Consider the following 19,445-nt stretch of genomic DNA (forward strand, 5'->3'; position numbering starts at 1 on the left):
CGACACGTGAACGGGCCGGGGGTTCCCACCCTACGACGCGTCTTCCCCGACCGCGCGGGGGATTGCCGTCATCGCGGGGAGTGACGGCGCGGGCAGGGACGGCCGGCGGCGCGGCGGGCCCGGCCCCCGGCACGACGCCGGCCCCGGTCGTCCTGTCGGACGACCGGGGCCGGCGTTCCCCCGTGACAACCGCCTCCCGACCTAGTCGGTGGCGATTGCGTTCAATACGTTCATCCGCCCCGCCCGGAAGGCCGGCACCAGTGCGGCGAACAGGCCCACCAGGGCCGACGCGGCGAACACCCCGAGGATGGTCGGCCAGGGGATCTCCAGGACCTTCAGGCCCTGGAGGGCGAGGAGTTGCTGCGCGGTCGCGCCCCAGCCCATGCCCAGGCCGAGGCCGAGGAGTGCGCCGAAGAGGGCGATGACCACCGACTCCAGGCGGATCATGCGGCGCAGTTGGCGGCGGGAGAGGCCGATGGCGCGCATCAGGCCGATCTCGCGGGTCCGCTCGACCACCGACAGGGCCAGGGTGTTCACCACGCCCAGGACCGCGACGATGATCGCGAGGGCGAGGAGCCCGTAGACCATGTTCAGCAGCTGGCCGACCTGGTCCTTCAGCGCCTGCTTGTAGTCGGCCTGGTTGAGCACCTTGTACTGCGGGTACTCGGCGAGCCCCGCCTTGACCTCGGCGTACGCGGTGTCGCCCTGACCGGCCTTGGCGCTGGCCAGCAGCATGAAGGGGCGCGGCATCCGCTCGGCCGGGACGTTGGCCTCGGCGACGGCGGTGGAGACGTACTTCATGCCCTTGTCGATGTTGCCCTCGTCGCCGGTGATCGCGGCGACCTTCAGCTTGACGGTCTTGCCGCCGGTGAAGGCGACCGTCAGCGTGTCGCCGAGCTTGATCCCGTGCTCGTCGGCGTAGAGCGAACCGACCGCCATCGCGTTCGGACCGTAGGCGTCGGCGTGCTCCCCGGCCCGCATCTTGCGCCGGATGTCCTTGGCGTACGACGGGTCGGTGGCGCCCAGGCCCTCGGTGACCGTGGAACCGTCGGGGGCCGTGATCTTGGCGGGCACCTCGCGGTAGGCGGTGACGTGGTCGAGGTTCTTGTTGGCGCGCATGGCCTGCTCGGCCTGCGGCATGACCGGTTGGCCGGTCATCGAGTTGACGATGTAGTCCGCGCCGACGGACTTGTCGAGCTCGTCGGTGGCGGAGGCCACCATCGAGGATCCGACCACCGACAGGCAGGCGACCAGCGCCAGGCCGATCATCAGCGCGGCGGCGGTGGCGCCGGTGCGGCGCGGGTTGCGCAGCGCGTTGCGCTCGGCGAGCCGGCCGACCGATCCGAAGGGCCGCAGCACCGGGGCGGACAGCGCCCTGACCACGACACCCGCGAGGAGCGGGCCGATCACGATGAAGCCGATGAGCGTGAGGACCACGCCCAGGCCCAGCCACAGGGAGCCCGGGGCCGCTTCCTCGGCGGCGCCGGCGAGGTAGAGGGACGCGCCGCCGAGCCCGGTGAGGACCAGGCCGAGGGCGGCCCGGATCCGGCCGGCCTTCTTGTCGCCCGGGGTGCCCGCGTCGCGCAGGGCGGCCATCGGGGAGACCTTGCCGGCGCGGCGGCCGGGGATGTAGGCGGCGACGACGGTGACGGCGACGCCGAGGACCAGGCCGAGGACCGGGGTGGTCCAGGCGACCGTCAGGTCGTCGGTGGACAGGTCCATGCCCATCTGGCCCATGAGCTTCATGAGGCCGACGGCCAGGCCCACCCCGGCGGCGACGCCGAGGACGGAGCCGACGACGCCGAGCAGGAAGGCCTCGACGAGGACGGACCGGTTGATCTGCCTGCGGTCGGCGCCGATGGCGCGCATCAGGCCGATCTCCCGGGTGCGCTGGGCGACCAGCATGGAGAAGGTGTTGAAGATGAGGAAGATGCCGACGAGGAAGGCGATCCCGGCGAAGCCGAGCATCACGTACTTCATGACGTCGAGGAAGGAACCGACGTCCTTGCGGTTGGCGTCCGCGGCTTCCTTGGCGGTCTGGAGCTTGTACGTGTCGGCGCCGACGGCGGCGGCGACGTTCTGCTTCAGCTGCTCGTCGCTCACCCCGTCCTTGGCGGTGACGTTGACGTGGGTGAAGGCGCCGGCGGAGCCGAGCAGGAACGTCTGGGCGGTGGCCGTGTCGAAGTACACGATGGTCGCGCCCGGGTTGGTGACGGTGAAGGCGGCGATGCCGCTGATCTTCGCCCGGTTGTCGCCGGTGACGGCGATGGTGCGGACCTCGTCGCCGAGCCCCAGGTGATGCTTCTCGGCGGTGTCGGCGTCGATCATCAACTCGGTCGGCCCGCGCGGGGCCTTGCCGGAGGTGATCTTCATCGACTTGAGTTCGTTGTCGCTCCAGTTGCCCGCGATGGTCGGGGCGCCGGTGGTCGAACCCAGGTTCTCGTTCTTGGTGTTGACGACGGTGACGGACATCGACAGGACGCCGCCCTCGGCGGACTTCACGCCCTGGGCCTTCTCGACCCGGTCGACGACCGAGCCGTTCAGCGTCCGCGGCTTGCCGCTGCCCGGGTTCTCCTGGTCGTCGCCGGCGCTCTTGGGGCTGACCGTGACATCGGAGTTGGTGACCGCGAACAGCTTGTCGAAGGTGGTGTTCATGGTGTCCGTGAACACCAGCGTGCCGCAGACGAAGGCCACGGACAGCAGGACGGCGATGGCGGAGAGCGCCATTCTTCCCTTGTGCGCGACGAAGTTGCGTCGCGCGGTCTTCATGACGGTCACGAGGTCCGCCCGCGTGCGTCGAAGTCCTTCATCCGGTCGAGGACCTGCTCGGCGGTCGGGTCGATCATCTCGTCGACGATCCGGCCGTCGGCGAGGAAGATGACGCGGTCCGCGTAGGAGGCGGCGACCGGGTCGTGGGTGACCATGACGATGGTCTGGCCCAGTTCGTCCACCGACTGGCGGAGGAAGCCGAGGACCTCGGCGCCGGCCCGGGAGTCCAGGTTTCCGGTCGGCTCGTCGCCGAAGATGATCTGGGGGCGGGCGGCGAGGGCGCGGGCGACCGCCACGCGCTGCTGCTGGCCGCCGGAGAGTTCGGTGGGGCGGTGCTTGAGGCGACCCGCGAGGCCCACCGTCTCGACGACCCGGTTCAGCCACTCCGCGTCCGGCTTGCGGCCCGCGATGTCCATGGGGAGCGTGATGTTCTCCAGGGCGTTGAGCGTCGGCAGCAGGTTGAACGCCTGGAAGATGAAGCCGATCCGGTCCCGGCGGAGCTGGGTGAGCTTCTTGTCCTTCAGGCCGGTGATCTCGGTGTCGTCGAGGAAGATCTCACCGCTCGTCACCGTGTCCAGGCCCGCGAGGCAGTGCATCAGCGTGGACTTGCCGGAGCCGGAGGGGCCCATGATCGCGGTGAACTGACCGCGCCGGATGTCCACGTCCACCGCGTCGAGGGCGACGACGCGGGTCTCTCCCGAGCCGTAGGCCTTGACGACCTTGCGTGCCCGGGCCGCGACGGCTTCATGCCCTCCAGTACCCCCGTGCCTGGTTTCGGTCATAGCCGTTGTCACGGTGTTTCCCCTCGTTCGTTCGTCGGTGCGTGCGTACATCGGTGCGTGCGTGCGTCGGTGCGTGCGTCCGCTTGTGGCGTCGGCTCGCGGTGATCCGTGTGCCGCCGTCGTGAAGTCTCCGGCGCGGGGGCGTTCGGGCGCACTGGTGCCCGTCGCCATATCCGTCGGGGGGTTGTCCCCACCCCCCGACGGCCTCGCCTCATGTGAACCAGTTAAAGACGCGCCGGGGCCGCCCACCTCCTCCGGCGGGACGAACGGCCCCTGGGTCCTTGTGCTGACGAACCCCTAGGGGTTCTGCACCCTTCGATGGACCCGAAGTGAGGGATACCGCCGGAAACACCCGTGGTGAGAAGGTGTTCCCCGCGGATGCGTGCACGGTGAAGGGGGTTCGACGGGCATGGGGAAGAAAGCGGAACCGCCCCTCGGGGAGGAGCCTTCGGGGCCGGCCGACGCGGTCGTCCCACCGGCCGGACCGTCCGGGGGAATCGTTTCCGCCACAGAGGACCCCGCGGCCGGCGCCCCCGCACCGGGGCGCCCGAAGACCGTGGTCGTCGTCTCGCTGATGCTGACCATGAGCCTCGTCGCCCTCGACGCGGCCGTCGTCTCCACGGCCGTCCCCCAGATCGTCGGCGACCTCGGTGGCTTCGCCGTGTTCTCGTGGATCTTCGCTGGGTACGTCCTCGCCACCACCGTCTCGCTCCCCGTCTACGGCAAGCTGTCCGACACCCACGGGCGCAAGCCCGTGCTGATCTTCGGGACGGCCCTGTTCCTCGTCGGCTCCGTGCTCTGCGCGCTCGCCTGGAACATGCCGGCCCTCATCGCCTTCCGGATCATCCAGGGCCTGGGCGGCGGCGCCCTCCAGGGCACGGTCCAGACCCTCGCCGCCGACCTCTATCCGGGCCGGGAACGCCCCCGCATCCAGGCCCGGATGTCCGCGGTGTGGGCCGTGTCCGCGCTGGCCGGCCCGGCCGTCGGCGGCCTGATCGCCACGTACGCCGACTGGCGGTGGATCTTCCTGGTCAACGTGCCGCCCGCCGCCCTGGCCCTGTGGTTCATCGCCCGCCACCTCGTCGAACCCGTACGGCCGCCGGGCCGCCGGGGGCCCGTCGACTGGGCGGGCGCCCTCGGGGTCTTCGCCTGCGGCGGAGTGCTGCTCTACGCCCTGGTGCGGGGCGGCGTCGCCTGGCCCTGGCTGTCGGCGCCCTCCCTGGGGCTGTTCGGCGCGAGCGCGGTCCTGGCCGCGGTGGTGGTCCGGGTGGAGCGCCGGGCCGCGGAACCGATCCTGCCCGGCTGGGTCTGGCGCCGCCGCACCATCGCCGCCGTCAACCTCGCCATGGGCGCCCTCGGCCTGCTGATCGTCGCCCCGCAGGTGTTCCTGCCGATCTACGCCCAGAGCGTGCTGGGCCTCGGAGCCGTCGGCGCCGGGCTGCTCACCTCGGCGATGACCCTGACCTGGCCCCTCAGCGCCGCCCTGTCCCAACACGTCTACCGGCGCGTCGGCTTCCGCGACAGCGCCGTCCTCGGGGTGGGGATCGCCGCCGTGGCCCTGTTCGGCTTCACGCTGCTCCCGTACCCGGGCTCGGTGTGGCAGCCCGCACTGGTCATGCTGCTGCTCGGCGGCGCCCTCGGCCTGTTCCAACTCCCGCTGATCGTCGGGGTGCAGTCCACCGTCGGCTGGGCGGAACGGGGCACCACGACGGCCTCCGTGCTGTTCTCCCGGCAGGTCGGCCAGAGCGTGGGAGCGGCCCTGACGGGAGCCGTCGCCAACGCCACCATGGCCGCCCGGCTCGCGGACGCCCCCGTGTCGGGACTGCCGGACCACCTGGACGACGTGTCGAAGGCCCTCGACCGACCGGGACAGCTTCCGCCGGCCGCCGCCGACTACCTGCGGGAGGCCGTGGACGCCGCGGTGGACCACGTCTTCCTCGGCGCGACGGCCGCGGCGGTGGCGGCGCTGGTGGTGCTGCTCCTGGTCGCGCCGCGGAAGTTCCCGGTCCTGCCCGAGCAGCGGTAGACCCCACCGGGGTTGTCATGGCTCGAACGAATGGGCTATCTGTCTACCCACGGACACCACTCGGGGGAACACCATGACTTCCGCACTCCTCGCCCTGCTCTTACTGGCGACCCTGACCTGCCCCGTCGCCCTGCGGCTGCGCCGCAACCCCGGCTTCATCACCGGGCGCGACGGCCGGCTCTCCACCTCCACCACCCTGGCCCTGGCCTGGACGGTGATCCTGTTCTGGCTGCTCCTGGCGATCCTCGCGTACGGGCTGACGGCCGGCGGCGGCGTCGACTGGTTCCAGGGCGAACACGGCCCGCTGTCCTCGCTGACCACGGCGTACCTGCCACTGCTCGGCGGCCCGTACGTGGCCCTCATCGCGGCGAAGACCGTCGTCGGGGTGCGCGTGGAGAACGGCAGCATGGCCAAACCCGCCCCGAAACCCACCCCCGGCGGCCGGCGACCCCTGCGCGACCTCATCGCGAACGACAGCGGCCGGACCGACCTGATGGACCTCCAGTACGTCGCCCTCAGCGCGGTCACGATGCTCTACGTCGTGCTGTTCTTCCTCTCGGACGTCGGCGGCGGGCTCCCCCGCCTCCCCTCGGAGATCTGGGCCCTGACCGGCGCCCCGGCGGGCGCCTACCTGGTGAACAAGATGGCCACCCGGGCCAACCCGGTGATCACCGACGTCGCCCTCGCCGACGGCGTCCTCACGGTGTCGGGCGGCGGCTTCGAGGACGCCCGGGTGAGCGTGGACGACACGGCCGTCCCCTCGACCCTGGACCCGACGACGTCCACCCTGACGGCCCCCCTCCCGGACGGGACCGCGCCCGCCTTCACCGTGGTGGTGACCTCACACGGCCTCAGGAGCGACCCCTACCGCCACCCGCGCCCCGAGATCCCCGCTCAGGCCCGGCGCCGCGCGTAGTAGCGGGCCACCCGGGCCCGGTTGCCGCACGCGCCCGCCACGCACCACCGCCGCCGCGGGTGCGCCGGGAGGAACAGCAGCACGCACTCCGCCCCCTCGCACTCCCGCACCTCCCCCACCCGCGGCCCGGTGAGCAGTTCCGTCACCGCCTCGGCGAGTTCCGCGGCGAGGCGCGCCGCCGGGTCGACGGTCGGGCGCACACGATCGGCCGTCAGCCCCGATCCGGCGGTCCAGTCCAGCTCCCGGTGGGCGGGGGCGCCCGCCAGGGCCGCGTTCAGCACGCGCAGCGCGTCGACCGGCGGGCGCTCACCGCCCCGTACGGCGGCCAACGCGGCCCGCGCCGCCTCCCGTACCGCGACCACCGCGACCACCTCGGCCTCCCCGACCCCGCCGGCGACCGGCCCCAGCCGCTCGGCCTCCTCGGCCAACCACCCGGCCAGGCCGTCGGGTTCGGCGATGAGGTCCCCGTCGGCGGGGCGGGTGTTCAGCAGGTCGAGCGCGAGGTGCTCGCCGATGAGCGGAAAGTTCACAGTCACGGACCTAATGCTACCCAATCCCCTTGACCCATTAGCCCTCCTCCCGGAAACTAATGGAAAAAGCACCCCAGGAGGCATGTGATGACCGTGGCCCGCATCCAACACCGCACCGTCGACGTGGACGGCGTCACCGTCGCCTACCGCGAGAGCGGCCCGTCCGACGCCCCCGTACTGCTGCTCCTGCACGGCTTCCCGACCTCCTCCCACCAGTTCACCCGCCTCATGGACGCCCTGGCCGACACCCCGTACCGGCTCATCGCCCCCGACTACCCCGGCTCCGGCCGGACCGAGACCCCGAACGGATTCACGTACTCCTTCGACCGGCTCGCGGACATCGTCGAGGGCTTCACCGACGCCCTCGCCCTGGACCGCTTCGCGCTGTACGTCTTCGACTTCGGCGCCCCGGTCGGTCTGCGGGTCGCCGCGCGGCGACCGGAGCGGGTGACGGGCCTCATCGTGCAGAACGGCAACGCGTACGAGGAGGGACTGTCGGACGCGGCCCGCGAGTTCGCCGGCCTGCGCCGCGAGGTGCCGGGCGACGAGGAGAAGGTCCGCGGGCTGTTCACCGAGGAGGGCACCCGCTTCCAGTACGAGACCGGGGTCGCCGACACCGCACTGATCTCCCCGGACTCCTGGACCCTGGACCTCCACCACCTCGCCCGCCCCGGCCGCACGGACGCCCAGGCCGACCTGGCCTTCGACTACGCGTCGAACTTCGCCCACTACCCCACCTGGCAGGCGTGGCTCCGCTCGGCGCGACTCCCCGTCCTGGTCCTGTGGGGCGCGGGCGACCCCTTCTTCACCCCGGCGGGAGCCAAGGCGTACCTGCGGGACGCGCCGGACGCGGAGGTGCACGTCTTCGAGGGCGCGGGCCACTTCGCCCTCGAAACCCACCTCCCCACCATCGCCCCCCTGATCGCGGCCTTCCTCCCCACCCTCTGAGCTCGCCCCGAACGCCGGCGAGGCCGGGTTCGCCGGACGACCCGGTGAGACCGGATTCGCTCACGGGGTCGGACTGTTGGTCGGGGGCGGGGACGGGGTGGGGTGTCGGCCGGGACGTGGAAGTGGGATTTGTGGCGCGCAACCCCCGCCCCACACACCAACCCGACCCAGGGCGCCTAAATCACACAGTCCCGGACGACACCCCACCCCGGCACCGACCACGACCCCCCGCCCGACCCCCACCCCCCAGCCCCGCCGGCGCTTGAGGCGCCCGGCGCAGCCGGGACCGGCAGCAACCAACCGCAAGACGGCAACGCGGCGAGACGGCAACGCGGCAAGACGGCAACCACCACCGCCCGGCCAGGGCAACGGCCAGGGCAACGGCCAAGGCAACGACTACGCCGACGCCCTCCCCGTAAGCGCCGCCAGGCTAGCCCGCACGTGGTTCATGTGCGCCCGCATCTCGTCCTGCGCCTCCCCGTGCTCCCGCAGGATCCGTTCCGTCTCGCGCCCGACCCGTTCCTCCCGCACCCGCGCCTGCGCCAGCACCTCGGACGCCCGTGCTTCGGCGTCCTCCTGCCCGTGCCGCGCCGACTCCTCCGCTTCGGCGAACGCCCGCCGCGCGTCGGCCAACCGCCCTTCGGCCTGGCGCTCCAACTCCGCTTGCCGGGCTTCCAGTTCGGCTTCCCGTGCCGCCAGTTCCCGTTCGGCCGCGTCCCGGCGGTCCGCGTGTTCCTGCTCGCGTTCCGCCAGCAGCTCGTCCGACCGGCGGCGCGTCTCGACCAGGGCCGTGTGCGCCTCCGACCGCCAGGCCGCCGCGTCGTCCCGGGCCTCCGCCCGGGCGTCGTCCGCTTCCCGGCGTGCCCGCAGCAGCCCCTGGCGGGCCCGTACCTCGGTCTGTTCGCGCACCGCTTCCGCGTCCTGCCGCGCCAGCTCGGTCACCCGGTCCGCGTGCGCCTCGGCGGCGCCCTGGGTGGTGAACACGTCGGCGCGCGCGTCCGCGCGTACGCAGTCCGCCTCCTCCTGCGCGAGCAGCAGGATTCGCCGGGCCCGTTCGCTCAGCTCGTCGTACGTCTGGGGGGCGAGCGAGGCGACCCGCTCGCGCAGCCGCTCCGCCTCCGCCTCCATCTGCTTGGCCAGGACGGTCAACCGTGCCACTCGCTCCCAGGCCTCGTCCCGGATTTCCGAGAGGCGCACGAGGTACCGGTTCACCTCGTCCGGCCGGTAACCGCGGCCGCGCACGGTCGCGAAACCCTGGGGACCGTGAGGTGACATGGGTGCACTCATCCTGGAAGCGCCTCTCTCGCGGGGATTCCCGTCAAGGATGCGTCATTTGCGACCAGAAGCCGGAATGGCCGGGCCGGAACCCCGTTCGAGGGTTCCGGCCCGGCCCATCACACGGACCCGCGGGTCAGAGCAGTCCGTCCCACATCTGTTCCAGCAGCACCGACCACCAGCTCTCCGGCGACGCCAGCGCCGCGCTGTCGAGGCCGGCCAGATTCGTCTGGAAATCGACCGTCCAGCGGCCCGCCTGCTCCGGCGTCAGGTGCTGCCGCAGCCGCCACATGTGCCCCAGCATCGCCAGCGACCGCACGAATTGCGGCAGGCTGGAGTTCACGAACTGCGGCGGCACCGGAGCACCGCCCGGCCCGGCCTCCACCGGGACCGCCACTATGTGCGCCGTCCCGTACTGCACGCAGAGCGCCTTGCCGAAGTCGCTTCCGACGACGAGGTACGAGCCCGCGTCCGATGCCGGCTGCACCTGCCGCTGCGCCGCCAACTCGGCCAGTGTCGGCACCGGTTGGCCGGGCACGGCCTGCGCCCAGAAGAACGGACCGAAGTCCACCGGCAGCCCCGACCACATCAGGGTCTGGGCCACGATCTCCGGCACGCCCTGCCGGGACACGGCCCGCTGGTCGAAGCGGAACACGCCCTGCGGGCCGAACGCCCCTGCCAGCTCCTGCGCGATGGCCTCCAACGGGATCGCCGGTTGGAGGGGGACCTGCGGCAGCGGCGCGCGTACCGGCGCGGGACGCGCCGGACCGTCCGCCACCTGATGGAGTTCGCTCTGGTGGGTGATCAGGTGTCGCATGCCCTGCTGACGGCTCGCGTGATCCGTCCCGTACGGGGCCACGCTGGTGATCCGGACCTGGGGCCAGGTCTCGCGGATCATCCGCGCGCAGTAGCCGCCGGGCAGCTCGCAGGACCCCAACTCGGTGTGCAGCTCCAGTACCTGCTGCGGCGGCACGTTCATGGCGCGCAGCTCGTGCAGGATCTGCCACTCGGGGTGCGGGGTGCCGGGCGCCGAGCGGCGGATCAGCTGCTGCTCGGAGCCGTCGGGCGCGCGGTAGCGCAGCACGGCCTGGTAGCCGGGGCCGACGGTGGGCACGCCGGACGCGGCCGGCGCCGGTGCCATGGGCTGCGGCACCGGAGCGGCGGGCGCGCCGGGCGGACCGGGCGGTTGGGGTACGCCGGGGCCGGCGAGCATCGTCGCGGCGTGGTGCGGCGTCCCACCCCCGGGAGTACCGGGAGTACCAGGAGCCCCGGGCGCGCCGGGGGGCCTGGGCGGCTGCACGACGGACGGGCCCGCGAGCATCGTCGCGGCGTGATCGATCCCGCCACCGGGAGCACCGGGAACACCGGAGCCACCGGGCGCACCCGGAGCACCGGGCGGACCGGGAGGCGTCGGCGCACCGGAACCCGCCGGACCCACGCCCGAACCCACACCCGGACCCGCGAGCATCGTCGCCGCGTGATCCACCCCACCACCGGGCACACCCGGCGGACCGGGCGGCTGCGGCGCACCGGGCGAACCCGGCGGCCTGGGCGGCTGCACCACGGACGGGCCCGCCAACATCGTCGCGGCGTGATCGATCCCGCCACCGGAAGAGCCGGCGGAACCGGAGCCACCGGGCGCGCCCGGAGCCCCGGGCGGACCGGGAGGCGTCGGCGCACCGGGACCCGCCGGACCCACACCCGAACCCACACCCGGACCCGCGAGCATCGTCGCCGCGTGATCCACCCCACCACCGGGCACACCCGGCGGTCGGGGCGGTACGGGCGGCTGCCCCGGAGCGGAGGCTCCGGGCGCACCGGGCGGACCGGGCGGGCTCACGGAAGCGCCCGACCCCGGCCGGGAGAGCTGGGCCTTGCTCGTCGGCGCGTCGGCGATGTCGCCCGCGTCCGAGCCGTGCCCCAGGGCGGGCACGACCGCGGTCCGCGGCAGCCGGCTGCCGCCGGCCATGAGCTGGGTCTGCGCGTCGGGGGCCGCCGCGGCCGGCGCGTCCTCCAGGTCCGACCCGGACAGCGGCGGCGCGAACACCGTCGCCGGCAAGGGCACGGAACCCTCGTCCGCGCCGGAGTTCACATCGGTCCCGGCCCAAGGCGTGGCACCGATCGGGAACCCGTCGTTGGCGGTCGGCTCGTACGGGATCTCGCCGCCGCGCCGCAGCGGTACGACGTCACCCGGGGCATCGGCCGTGCCGGGCGCCGGGGTGGCGGGAGCGGGAGGGCCGCCGACCGGGACGGCGGGCTCCGCCGAAGCGGCCCCCGAGCCGGAACCGGAACCCACACCCGCGGCCTCACCGGACGACGATCCCGCGTCGGACGACGATCCCGCGTCGGACGACAGGGCCGCGGCCGACGAGTCCGCGGCCGGGGCCCGCGGGATCCCCGCACGGTCCGCCGCCTCCTGCAACCACTCGGGCGGACTCAGCATGAACGAGGTCTGTTCCGAGTCGATCCGCGGCGGCGGAACCGAGGCCTCGGAGCCCGCCGGAGCGGTCGCGGCCCCGTACTCCTCCTCGTACCGCCGGATCACCTCACCCACCGGCAGCCCCGGCCACAGCGTCACCTCACCGCTGTCCCGCGCGATGACCAGCCGCTGCCGGCCACCGCCGGACACCGGACCGGCCGCCCGGTCCTCGGCCCACACCACGAAGCCCAGCCCGAACTCCCGCACCCGCACCTCACGGTGCTGGTACGCGGGCACGTCCCCGTTGATCCACTCCTCGGCGCGTTCCTGCGCCTGTGCGAAGGTCACCATCGCGCCGTCACCCCTCCACCGGCGCGGAACCCGCCACCGGAACCGAACGAGCGAATCCGCCGTCCACCATCAGACCGGCCACCGTCTCCAGCTCCGGCGGGTTACCCGCCAAGCGTTCGAGAAAGGCGTCGAAATCGGCACCGCACGGCAGCAACAGCCGCTCCACGCGCTCCTGCACCGACCAGCCGTCCCGGTCGCGCGCGTCGTCGTACGGGGAGAACCACACGGAGCCGATCCCCTCGCCCTTCACCTTCACCGCGAGCAGCCCGCCCTGTGCGAAGGCCACGCACAGGTAGTCCTTCGTCAGGTGGTCCCGCAGACACTTGTTGACGTAGACGAGGTCGTTGACCGCCGCTTCCTCGCGCACCGTGAAGAACGGCTGGTCGACCAGCACCCCGAGGTCCACGTCCAGGCCCGCGCCGACCGGCGCGCAGCCGCCCGCCGCCTTCAGGAACGCCCGGTACGCCTCCGGCAGCCGGTAGCCGAGGTCCTCCTCGACGCCCTGCACCTGCTGCTCGGACACCGACACCACCGACTTCGGCAGTCCCAGGTGCGCCGGGCGCACTTCCTGGAGGGGGCGCGTGCCGCGCTTCTCGTGGTCCACGGGCGCCGTCGTCAGTCCGGCGTGGTGCCGCAGCAGTGCCTTCACCTCGACGGGGACCAGTTCCATCCGCCGCGTCCCGGCCACGTGGTGCCAGGTCCATCCGTGCGGGGTCGCCACCGGGCCGACGGTGTCCCACAGCTCGTGGCCCGCCTCCCGCATCGCCGCGTTGGCGGACACGTAGTCCGTCAGGCGCAGCTCGTCCACGCCGAAGCCCTCCGGCGGCTCGGCGATCTCCACCGCGGCGCGCGCGTAGGGCGAGAAATCGGGATGCCCGTCCCCGCTGATCCGTACTCCGTGGGGATGCCGAGCGGCCCGGACCGGGTCCGGGAAATGCACGACCTGCCCCGAGTAAGCGGCGTTGGGTGGCGCGGCCTGCTGCCCGAGCCGACCTGTCGTCATGGCGGTAGCCCCCTGCTGGATCTGGCTGGTTCACCACAGCCTATGTGCTCGGGCAAGGGGCTCACCCGCAGCCGAAGCAGCATGCCGGCCACACCCCCTCACGTGGGGCGGGAAGAGCCGAATTGATACGAATATTCGACCCCGCTTCCCCACCACAGGGGACATTTGACAGGCTGTCCCCGCAGCACGGGGGCGTGCGCGACAGCGGCCCGCACCGCCGCCACGGGAGGGAACACGCAGCATGCAGAACACGGCAACACGCACAGACCGGACGGAACCGACGGAAGCCGGCCCCGCCGGCGATCCCCGTCTGCGCTGGAGCAGCGCCGACGGCCCCGCCGTCCCCGTGCTCCGCTTCCGGCGCGACGGCATCCTCCCCACCGTCGCCGCCGCCCTGTCCGTACGCGGGGAGACCCTCACCGGCACCGCCGGGAAGGCCGACCAGCCACCCGTGCTGCACCCGCTCGTACAGGACTTCCTCGACACCCTCACCAGCGGACAGCGGGAGCGGTTCACCGGCCGATGTCCGGAAGCGATGCTCCTCTCCCGCCACCTCGCCGGCGTCGAGAGCGCCCGCAGCAAGCGCGCCTCCCGCAAGCCGCTGACGGCGAGCGAGGCGCGCCGTTCCCTCAAACAGGCCAGGATCACCGCCCGTCGCATCCGCGAGGACGGCGACCCGCTCCACGGGACCTACGCGCCCCCGTGCCGCTCCTGCGACGCCCTCCTCGCCCACTTCGGCGTACGTTCCGTCGACCTCACCCACTCCGAGTAGCCGCCATGAGCACCTCGTCCCCCTCGTCCGCCTCCTACGACCGTTCCTCGGCGACCCGTTTCCCGGGGCCGGTGGACTCCGCGCTGCGCACCGCCGGTTGGGAGCCGGGCCGCTGGGACATCAAGCAGGCCGAGTACTGGGCCGACGCGCTGCGCGACCACACCACCCCCGCCGGGCACCGGCACACCGTCTTCCCGGCGGCCGTCGAGGCCTGGGCCGAGTTCGGCGGCCTGACCGTCGCCGGCTCCGGGCCCGGCCGTCAGATAGCCCCCGCCCGCGTGCGCCTGGACCCGCTCACCGGGCTCCACCTGGCCCGCACCTTCTGCGACCTCGGGCGCGCCCTGTCCACCGAGCTGAGCCCGCTCGGCGCCGAGACCGACGGCGGCTCGCACCTCGCCATCGACCGCGAGGGCCGCGTCTACGGCATCGACCACACCGGCGACTGGTTCCTCGGCGCGAGCCTCGACGATGCCCTGGCCCTGCTCCTGACGGGTCTCCAGCCGGCCCGTCTCACGACGGGCTGACCCCGGCCGGAGGTCGGGGGCCCGCCCCCGACCTCCGACGGCCGTCTGCGGGGAGCCGAGCCGCCTCCTACCGCTCGCGCGGCAGGACCGCCGACACCTTGAAGCCGCCGTCCTCCGTCGACCCCGAGACGAACACCCCGCCCAGTCCGAGCACCCGCTCCCGCATCCCCACCAGCCCGTTGCCGCCGCTCGGCAGTCCCGGTTCGGCGGCCTTGCCGTCACACGGCCCGTTCTCCACCTGCATGGCCACCTCGGCGTCCCGGTGGGCGAGCCGTACGACGACCTTCGCGCCCGGCGCGTGCTTGTGGCAGTTGGTCAACGCCTCCTGCACCACCCGGTACGCGGTCTGTTCGACCTCCGCCGGATAGTCGGGGCACTCGCCCCGCACGTCCAGCTCGACGGCCATCCCCGCCGTGCGGGACTGCCCGACCAGCGCCTCCAGCTCGCCGATCGACGGCCCGTCCTCGAAGATCCCCACCAACGCAGGCCGGGCCAGGGAGGCACTGGCCGGCTTCGGCGACTCGGCCCGCAGCACGCCCAGCATCTCGCGCAGTTCCGTCAGCGCCTGCCGCCCCATGTCACCCACCAGGGCCGCGTTCCTCACGGCCTTCACCGGGTCCTTCGCGGCCACCGCCTGTAGAGCCGCCGCGTGCACCACCATCAGCGACACCCGGTGGGCGACCACGTCGTGCATCTCCCGCGCGATCCGCGTCCGTTCCTCCGTGCGGGCCCACTCGGCCCGCTCCTCGGCCCGGTCCGCCAACAGCGACAGTTCCCGTTCCAGCGAGTCCGCGCGCTCGTGGAGGCTCTCCATCAACCGGCGGCGCGCCCCGATGTACAGCCCGAGGAGCACCGGCGGCACGGTCAGCGCCACCGCCACGAACACGGACAGCACGATCACGAGCGTCCCGTCGGCCTCCACGTCCCCGCGCGTCCGCATGTACATCACGACGAACGTCCCGGCCAACGACATCGACGCGAGCGTGGCGGTGATCCGCCGGGGCACGTCGGAGGAGGCCAGCGTGTACAGGCCCACCACCGCGAGGAGGAACCCCATCGCGGCGGGCGTCACGGCGATGGCCACCAGCACCACGGCGATGGGCCACCTGCGCCGCAGCACGAGCGTGGCCCCCACCACGATCCCGAACAGCACCCCGAGGGCCGCGGGAATGCCGGCCTCGTGGGCGAAGGGCACCCCCTCGACGGCGCACTCGGCGGCGGACACCACGCCGAGTCCCACGTCCAGTGCGGCGCTCCGCCGCCTCTCCCACCACCAGGGGCCGTCGCGCCCCATCCCGTCCCGCTCTTCCCCCGTACTGGTCATGCCGTCCAGCGTACGCAGGGGCCCCGGGCGGGAGGCGAGCGAAATTCCCGGGGGCGAAGGTGCGCGACACCCCTCACGCGCGTCGCGCGACGCGCGTACCGCAAGGCACCGATGCATACCGTCGCGATGAGGGGTGGTGGTGCGGCATAGTAGGTCTCGTCGACTCGACCACCAGGGAGTAATGTCCGGTCAAGTCACGGTTGATCCCCTGTGGTGTAATTGGCAGCACTGAGGCTTTTGGTGCCTTATGTCCGGGTTCGAGTCCTGGCGGGGGAGCTTTCACACATGCGGGTCCCGATCTCCGGTCGGGACCCGGCTTCGTTTCCGCCCTCCCGCCCCCGGCTATCCTTCACGGGTCCACCCCCGAAGCCGAAGGGCACCCCCGTGAGCGCAACCCGCCCGGCAGCCGTCGTCGTACTCGCAGCGGGTGAAGGCACCCGCATGAAGTCGGCCACACCGAAGGTTCTGCACGAGATCAGCGGGCGTTCGCTCGTCGGTCACGTCGTCGCCGCCTCGCGCGAGCTCGACCCCGCACACCTCGTGGTCGTCGTCGGCCACGCACGCGAGCAGGTCACCGCGCACCTCGCCGACATCGACGCCGATGTCCGCACGGCCGTCCAGTACGAGCAGAACGGCACCGGACACGCCGTCCGGATGGCCCTCGAAGAACTCGGCGGCGAGCAGGCCGGCACCGTGGTCGTCGTCTGCGGCGACACCCCGCTGCTGACCGGCGAGACCCTCGCCGAACTCACCGCCACGCACGAGGCCGACGGCAACGCCGTCACCGTGCTGACCGCCGAGGTGCCCGACTCGACCGGCTACGGCCGCATCATCCGCGGCGCCGACGGCGCCGTCACGGCGATCGTCGAGCACAAGGACGCCACCGACGCGCAGCGCGCGATCCGTGAGATCAACTCGGGGGTCTTCGCGTTCGACGGAGCCCTGCTGAGCGACGCGCTGGGCAAGGTCCGCACGGACAACAGCCAGGGCGAGGAGTACCTCACCGACGTGCTCGGCATCCTGCGCGAGGCCGGCCACCGCGTCGGCGCGGCGGTCGGTGCCGACCACCGTCAGATCCTCGGGATCAACAACCGGGTACAACTGGCCCAGGCCCGGGCCCTGCTGAACGCGCGCCTGCTGGAGAACGCGATGCTGGCCGGCGTGACCGTCGTCGACCCGGCGAGCACGCTGGTGGACGTCACGGTCACCTTCGGGCAGGACGCGATCATCCACCCCGGTACGCAGCTCCTGGGGAACACGCACGTCGCGGAGGGCGCCGAGGTCGGCCCCAACACCCGCCTCAAGGACACCCGGGTCGGCCCCCGGGCGCGCGTCGACAACACGGTGGCGGACACGGCCGTGATCGGCGAGTCGGCGTCCGTCGGCCCGTTCGCGTACCTGCGTCCGGGAACGAACCTCGGCCTGAAGGCCAAGGCCGGCACGTACGTCGAGATGAAGAACGCGACCATCGGCGAGGGCACCAAGGTGCCGCACCTCTCGTACGTGGGCGACGCGACCATCGGCGAGTACACGAACATCGGCGCGGCCAGCGTGTTCGTGAACTACGACGGCGAGAACAAGCACCACACGACCATCGGTTCACACTGCAAGACGGGCTCCGACAACATGTTTGTGGCGCCCATCACCATCGGGGACGGCGCCTACACGGCGGCCGGCTCGGTGATCACGAAGGACGTCCCGGCCGGCGCGCTGGCCGTGGCCCGTGGCCAGCAGCGGAATATCGAGGGCTGGGTGGCCCGCAAGCGTCCGGGGAGCGCCGCGGCGACGGCGGCCCAGTCGGTGGCCGCGGAGGACTCCGACGGTCGTTGAGGTGAACTGACCGGAAACGGGTACGCCCTGGACGGCGTACCGTGATAGGTGCACGCAATTCGGCTGGCTCACCGTGTGCGGGACGGACGCGCACGGGGGCGAGCAGCTTTCCACACGTCTGAGGAGACAGTGCTGTGACCGGGATCAAGACGACCGGCGAGAAGAAGCTGATGCTCTTCTCCGGCCGCGCCCACCCCGAGCTGGCCGAGGAGGTCGCACACCAGTTGGGTGTCGGCCTCGTGCCGACCAAGGCTTTCGACTTCGCGAACGGTGAGATCTACGTCCGTTTCCAGGAGTCGGCTCGTGGCGCGGACTGCTTCCTGATCCAGAGCCACACGGCTCCGATCAACAAGTGGATCATGGAGCAGCTGATCATGATCGACGCGCTGAAGCGCGCGTCGGCCCGCTCCATCACCGTGATCGTCCCGTCCTACGGGTACGCCCGCCAGGACAAGAAGCACAAGGGACGCGAGCCGATCTCGGCGCGCCTGGTCGCGGACCTGCTGAAGACGGCGGGTGCGGACCGCATCCTGACCGTCGACCTGCACACCGACCAGATCCAGGGCTTCTTCGACGGCCCGGTCGACCACCTGTCCGCCCTCACGGTCCTCGCGGACTACGTCGGCGCCAAGGTGGACCGCACCAAGCTGACGATCGTCTCCCCGGACGCCGGCCGCGTGCGCGTTGCCGACCGCTGGTGCGACCGTCTGGACGCGCCGCTGGCCATCGTGCACAAGCGTCGCGACAAGGACGTCGCCAACCAGGTGACCGTCCACGAGGTCGTCGGTGAGGTCAAGGGCCGCGTCTGCGTCCTGGTCGACGACATGATCGACACGGGTGGCACCATCTGCGCCGCCGCCGACGCGCTGTTCGCGCACGGCGCGGAGGACGTCATCGTGACGGCCACGCACGGCATCCTGTCCGGCCCCGCGGCCGACCGCCTGAAGAACTCCAAGGTCAGCGAGTTCGTGTTCACGAACACCCTGCCCGATCCGTCGGACCTGGAGCTCGACAAGATCACGGTGCTGTCGATCGCCCCGATGATCGCGCGCGCCGTGCGCGAGGTCTTCGAGGACGGCTCGGTCACCAGCCTGTTCGAGGAGCAGCAGTAGCCGCTCCCGCCCCCGCGCGGTAGATCCTTTTGGGTACGGCCTCCCGGCCGGGTAGACTCCACGAGTTGCTCGGCGAGGGAGGCCGTACCTGTTCACACGGGTGCCGGCACTCCGTTATCGACGCGCTCTTCGTAGCAGGCCGTTCCGGCCGGGTGACTGTCGTCCAATTCCGTCACCCCACGAGGAGTGAGCATGTCCGAGGTCAAGCTTTCCGCCCAGCTCCGTGACACCTTCGGCAAGGGCTCTGCCCGTCAGGCCCGTCGCGACGCCCTGACCCCCGCCGTCATCTACGGCCACGGCACCGACCCGAAGCACGTCAACGTCGACGCCCACGCCCTTCAGCTGGCGCTGCGCACCCCGAACGTCCTGCTCTCCCTGGACCTCGGCGACGCCGGCACCGAGCTGGTCATCCCGAAGGCCGTGCAGAAGCACCCCCTGAAGCGCACGATCTCCCACGTCGACTTCCTGATCGTCAAGAAGGGCGAGAAGGTCACCGTCGACGTCGCGATCGTCACCGAGGGCGAGCTGGCCGCCGGCGGCAACATGCTGGAGACCCTCCAGAACACCATCTCCGTCGAGGCCGAGGCCACCCACATCCCGACCGAGGTCACCGTCTCCATCGCGGGCCTCGAGGCCGGCGCCACCATCCACGCCAAGGACCTGGTCCTCCCGAAGGGCACCACCCTGGCCGTCGACGGCGACATCGCCGTCCTCCAGGTCGTGGCCCCGCAGGCCGAGGAGCCGGCCGCCGACGCCGAGGACACCGAGGTCTGAGCCTCGCGCTCCCCTCTCGGCACTTGCTGAACGACCGCCGTCCGGCTCCACTGGAGCGGGACGGCGGTCGTCTTCGTTAAGGAGCTTTTT

Annotated in this window: 15 protein-coding genes and 1 tRNA gene; 9 read left to right on the forward strand and 7 right to left on the reverse strand. The window is 72.3% G+C overall.

From position 1 onward, the window contains the following. Window positions 1-201 precede the first annotated feature (201 nt). Window positions 202-2,778, reverse strand: coding sequence for an ABC transporter permease (locus OHA84_RS15720; RefSeq protein ID WP_266947674.1), 2,577 nt, complete (start codon window positions 2,776-2,778; stop codon window positions 202-204). Further along, window positions 2,775-3,551 carry an ABC transporter ATP-binding protein gene (locus tag OHA84_RS15725; RefSeq protein WP_371591389.1) on the reverse strand — a complete coding sequence of 259 codons (777 nt, stop codon included), beginning with the start codon at window positions 3,549-3,551 and terminating at the stop codon, window positions 2,775-2,777. Before OHA84_RS15725 ends, OHA84_RS15720 begins: the two co-directional genes overlap by 4 nt. A gap of 409 nt (window positions 3,552-3,960) precedes the next feature. Between OHA84_RS15725 and OHA84_RS15730 the strand changes: the two genes are divergently transcribed. Together OHA84_RS15730 and OHA84_RS15735 are read left to right on the forward strand one after the other, a co-directional pair. Beyond that, entirely contained in the window at window positions 3,961-5,577 is a 1,617-nt protein-coding gene (locus tag OHA84_RS15730) for an MFS transporter (RefSeq protein WP_078999293.1), read from the forward strand. A gap of 73 nt (window positions 5,578-5,650) precedes the next feature. Then, window positions 5,651-6,493 carry a hypothetical protein gene (locus OHA84_RS15735; RefSeq protein ID WP_266971157.1) on the forward strand — a complete coding sequence of 281 codons (843 nt, stop codon included), beginning with the start codon at window positions 5,651-5,653 and terminating at the stop codon, window positions 6,491-6,493. Here the strand turns inward: OHA84_RS15735 and OHA84_RS15740 are convergent. Next, window positions 6,472-7,029: an ABATE domain-containing protein gene (locus OHA84_RS15740; protein WP_266971155.1), complete on the reverse strand. Its 558-nt coding sequence runs from the start codon at window positions 7,027-7,029 to the stop codon at window positions 6,472-6,474. The genes OHA84_RS15735 and OHA84_RS15740 overlap by 22 nt on opposite strands. An 81-nt stretch (window positions 7,030-7,110) precedes the next feature. Between OHA84_RS15740 and OHA84_RS15745 the strand changes: the two genes are divergently transcribed. After that, entirely contained in the window at window positions 7,111-7,971 is an 861-nt protein-coding gene (locus OHA84_RS15745; RefSeq protein WP_266971153.1) for an alpha/beta fold hydrolase, read from the forward strand. A gap of 396 nt (window positions 7,972-8,367) precedes the next feature. On the opposite strand, the gene OHA84_RS15750 is transcribed toward OHA84_RS15745, so the two are convergent. The 3 genes from OHA84_RS15750 to OHA84_RS15760 all read right to left on the reverse strand — a co-directional run bounded on the left by OHA84_RS15750 (window position 8,368) and on the right by OHA84_RS15760 (window position 13,019). After that, window positions 8,368-9,246: a DivIVA domain-containing protein gene (locus OHA84_RS15750; RefSeq protein WP_234350078.1), complete on the reverse strand. Its 879-nt coding sequence runs from the start codon at window positions 9,244-9,246 to the stop codon at window positions 8,368-8,370. Between the two features lie 136 nt (window positions 9,247-9,382). Continuing rightward, window positions 9,383-12,016 (reverse strand): SUKH-4 family immunity protein, encoded by a 2,634-nt coding sequence (locus OHA84_RS15755; RefSeq protein ID WP_266971150.1) that lies wholly within the window; start codon window positions 12,014-12,016, stop codon window positions 9,383-9,385. A gap of 7 nt (window positions 12,017-12,023) precedes the next feature. Continuing rightward, a complete protein-coding gene (locus OHA84_RS15760) occupies window positions 12,024-13,019 on the reverse strand; it encodes an SMI1/KNR4 family protein (protein WP_078999000.1) in 996 nt (331 codons plus the stop codon). 241 nt (window positions 13,020-13,260) lie between these two features. On the opposite strand from OHA84_RS15760, the gene OHA84_RS15765 reads away from it, so the two are divergent. Next, complete coding sequence (locus OHA84_RS15765) at window positions 13,261-13,791, forward strand: YwqJ-related putative deaminase (RefSeq protein ID WP_266971147.1); 531 nt, start codon at window positions 13,261-13,263, stop codon at window positions 13,789-13,791. A gap of 5 nt (window positions 13,792-13,796) precedes the next feature. Further along, complete coding sequence (locus OHA84_RS15770) at window positions 13,797-14,315, forward strand: SUKH-3 domain-containing protein (protein ID WP_053679478.1); 519 nt, start codon at window positions 13,797-13,799, stop codon at window positions 14,313-14,315. A gap of 67 nt (window positions 14,316-14,382) precedes the next feature. Here the strand turns inward: OHA84_RS15770 and OHA84_RS15775 are convergent, their stop codons facing one another. Continuing rightward, window positions 14,383-15,639: a sensor histidine kinase gene (locus tag OHA84_RS15775; protein WP_266971145.1), complete on the reverse strand. Its 1,257-nt coding sequence runs from the start codon at window positions 15,637-15,639 to the stop codon at window positions 14,383-14,385. A gap of 204 nt (window positions 15,640-15,843) precedes the next feature. Between OHA84_RS15775 and OHA84_RS15780 the strand changes: the two genes are divergently transcribed. The 4 genes from OHA84_RS15780 (at window position 15,844) to OHA84_RS15795 (ending at window position 19,355) form a co-directional block, all read left to right on the forward strand. Next, window positions 15,844-15,915: transfer RNA gene (locus OHA84_RS15780), tRNA-Gln, on the forward strand. A 108-nt stretch (window positions 15,916-16,023) separates the two neighbouring features. Then, complete coding sequence (gene glmU, locus OHA84_RS15785) at window positions 16,024-17,469, forward strand: bifunctional UDP-N-acetylglucosamine diphosphorylase/glucosamine-1-phosphate N-acetyltransferase GlmU (protein WP_078999002.1); 1,446 nt, start codon at window positions 16,024-16,026, stop codon at window positions 17,467-17,469. Window positions 17,470-17,603: 134 nt separating this feature from the next. Then, window positions 17,604-18,581: a ribose-phosphate diphosphokinase gene (locus tag OHA84_RS15790; protein WP_053679484.1), complete on the forward strand. Its 978-nt coding sequence runs from the start codon at window positions 17,604-17,606 to the stop codon at window positions 18,579-18,581. A gap of 192 nt (window positions 18,582-18,773) precedes the next feature. After that, on the forward strand, window positions 18,774-19,355 hold the full coding sequence (locus OHA84_RS15795; RefSeq protein WP_053679486.1) for a 50S ribosomal protein L25/general stress protein Ctc: 582 nt from the start codon (window positions 18,774-18,776) through the stop codon (window positions 19,353-19,355). Window positions 19,356-19,445: the final 90 nt, after the last annotated feature.

Origin of the sequence: Streptomyces sp. NBC_00513 (assembly GCF_041431415.1) — a bacterium.
Lineage (GTDB): Bacteria > Actinomycetota > Actinomycetes > Streptomycetales > Streptomycetaceae > Streptomyces.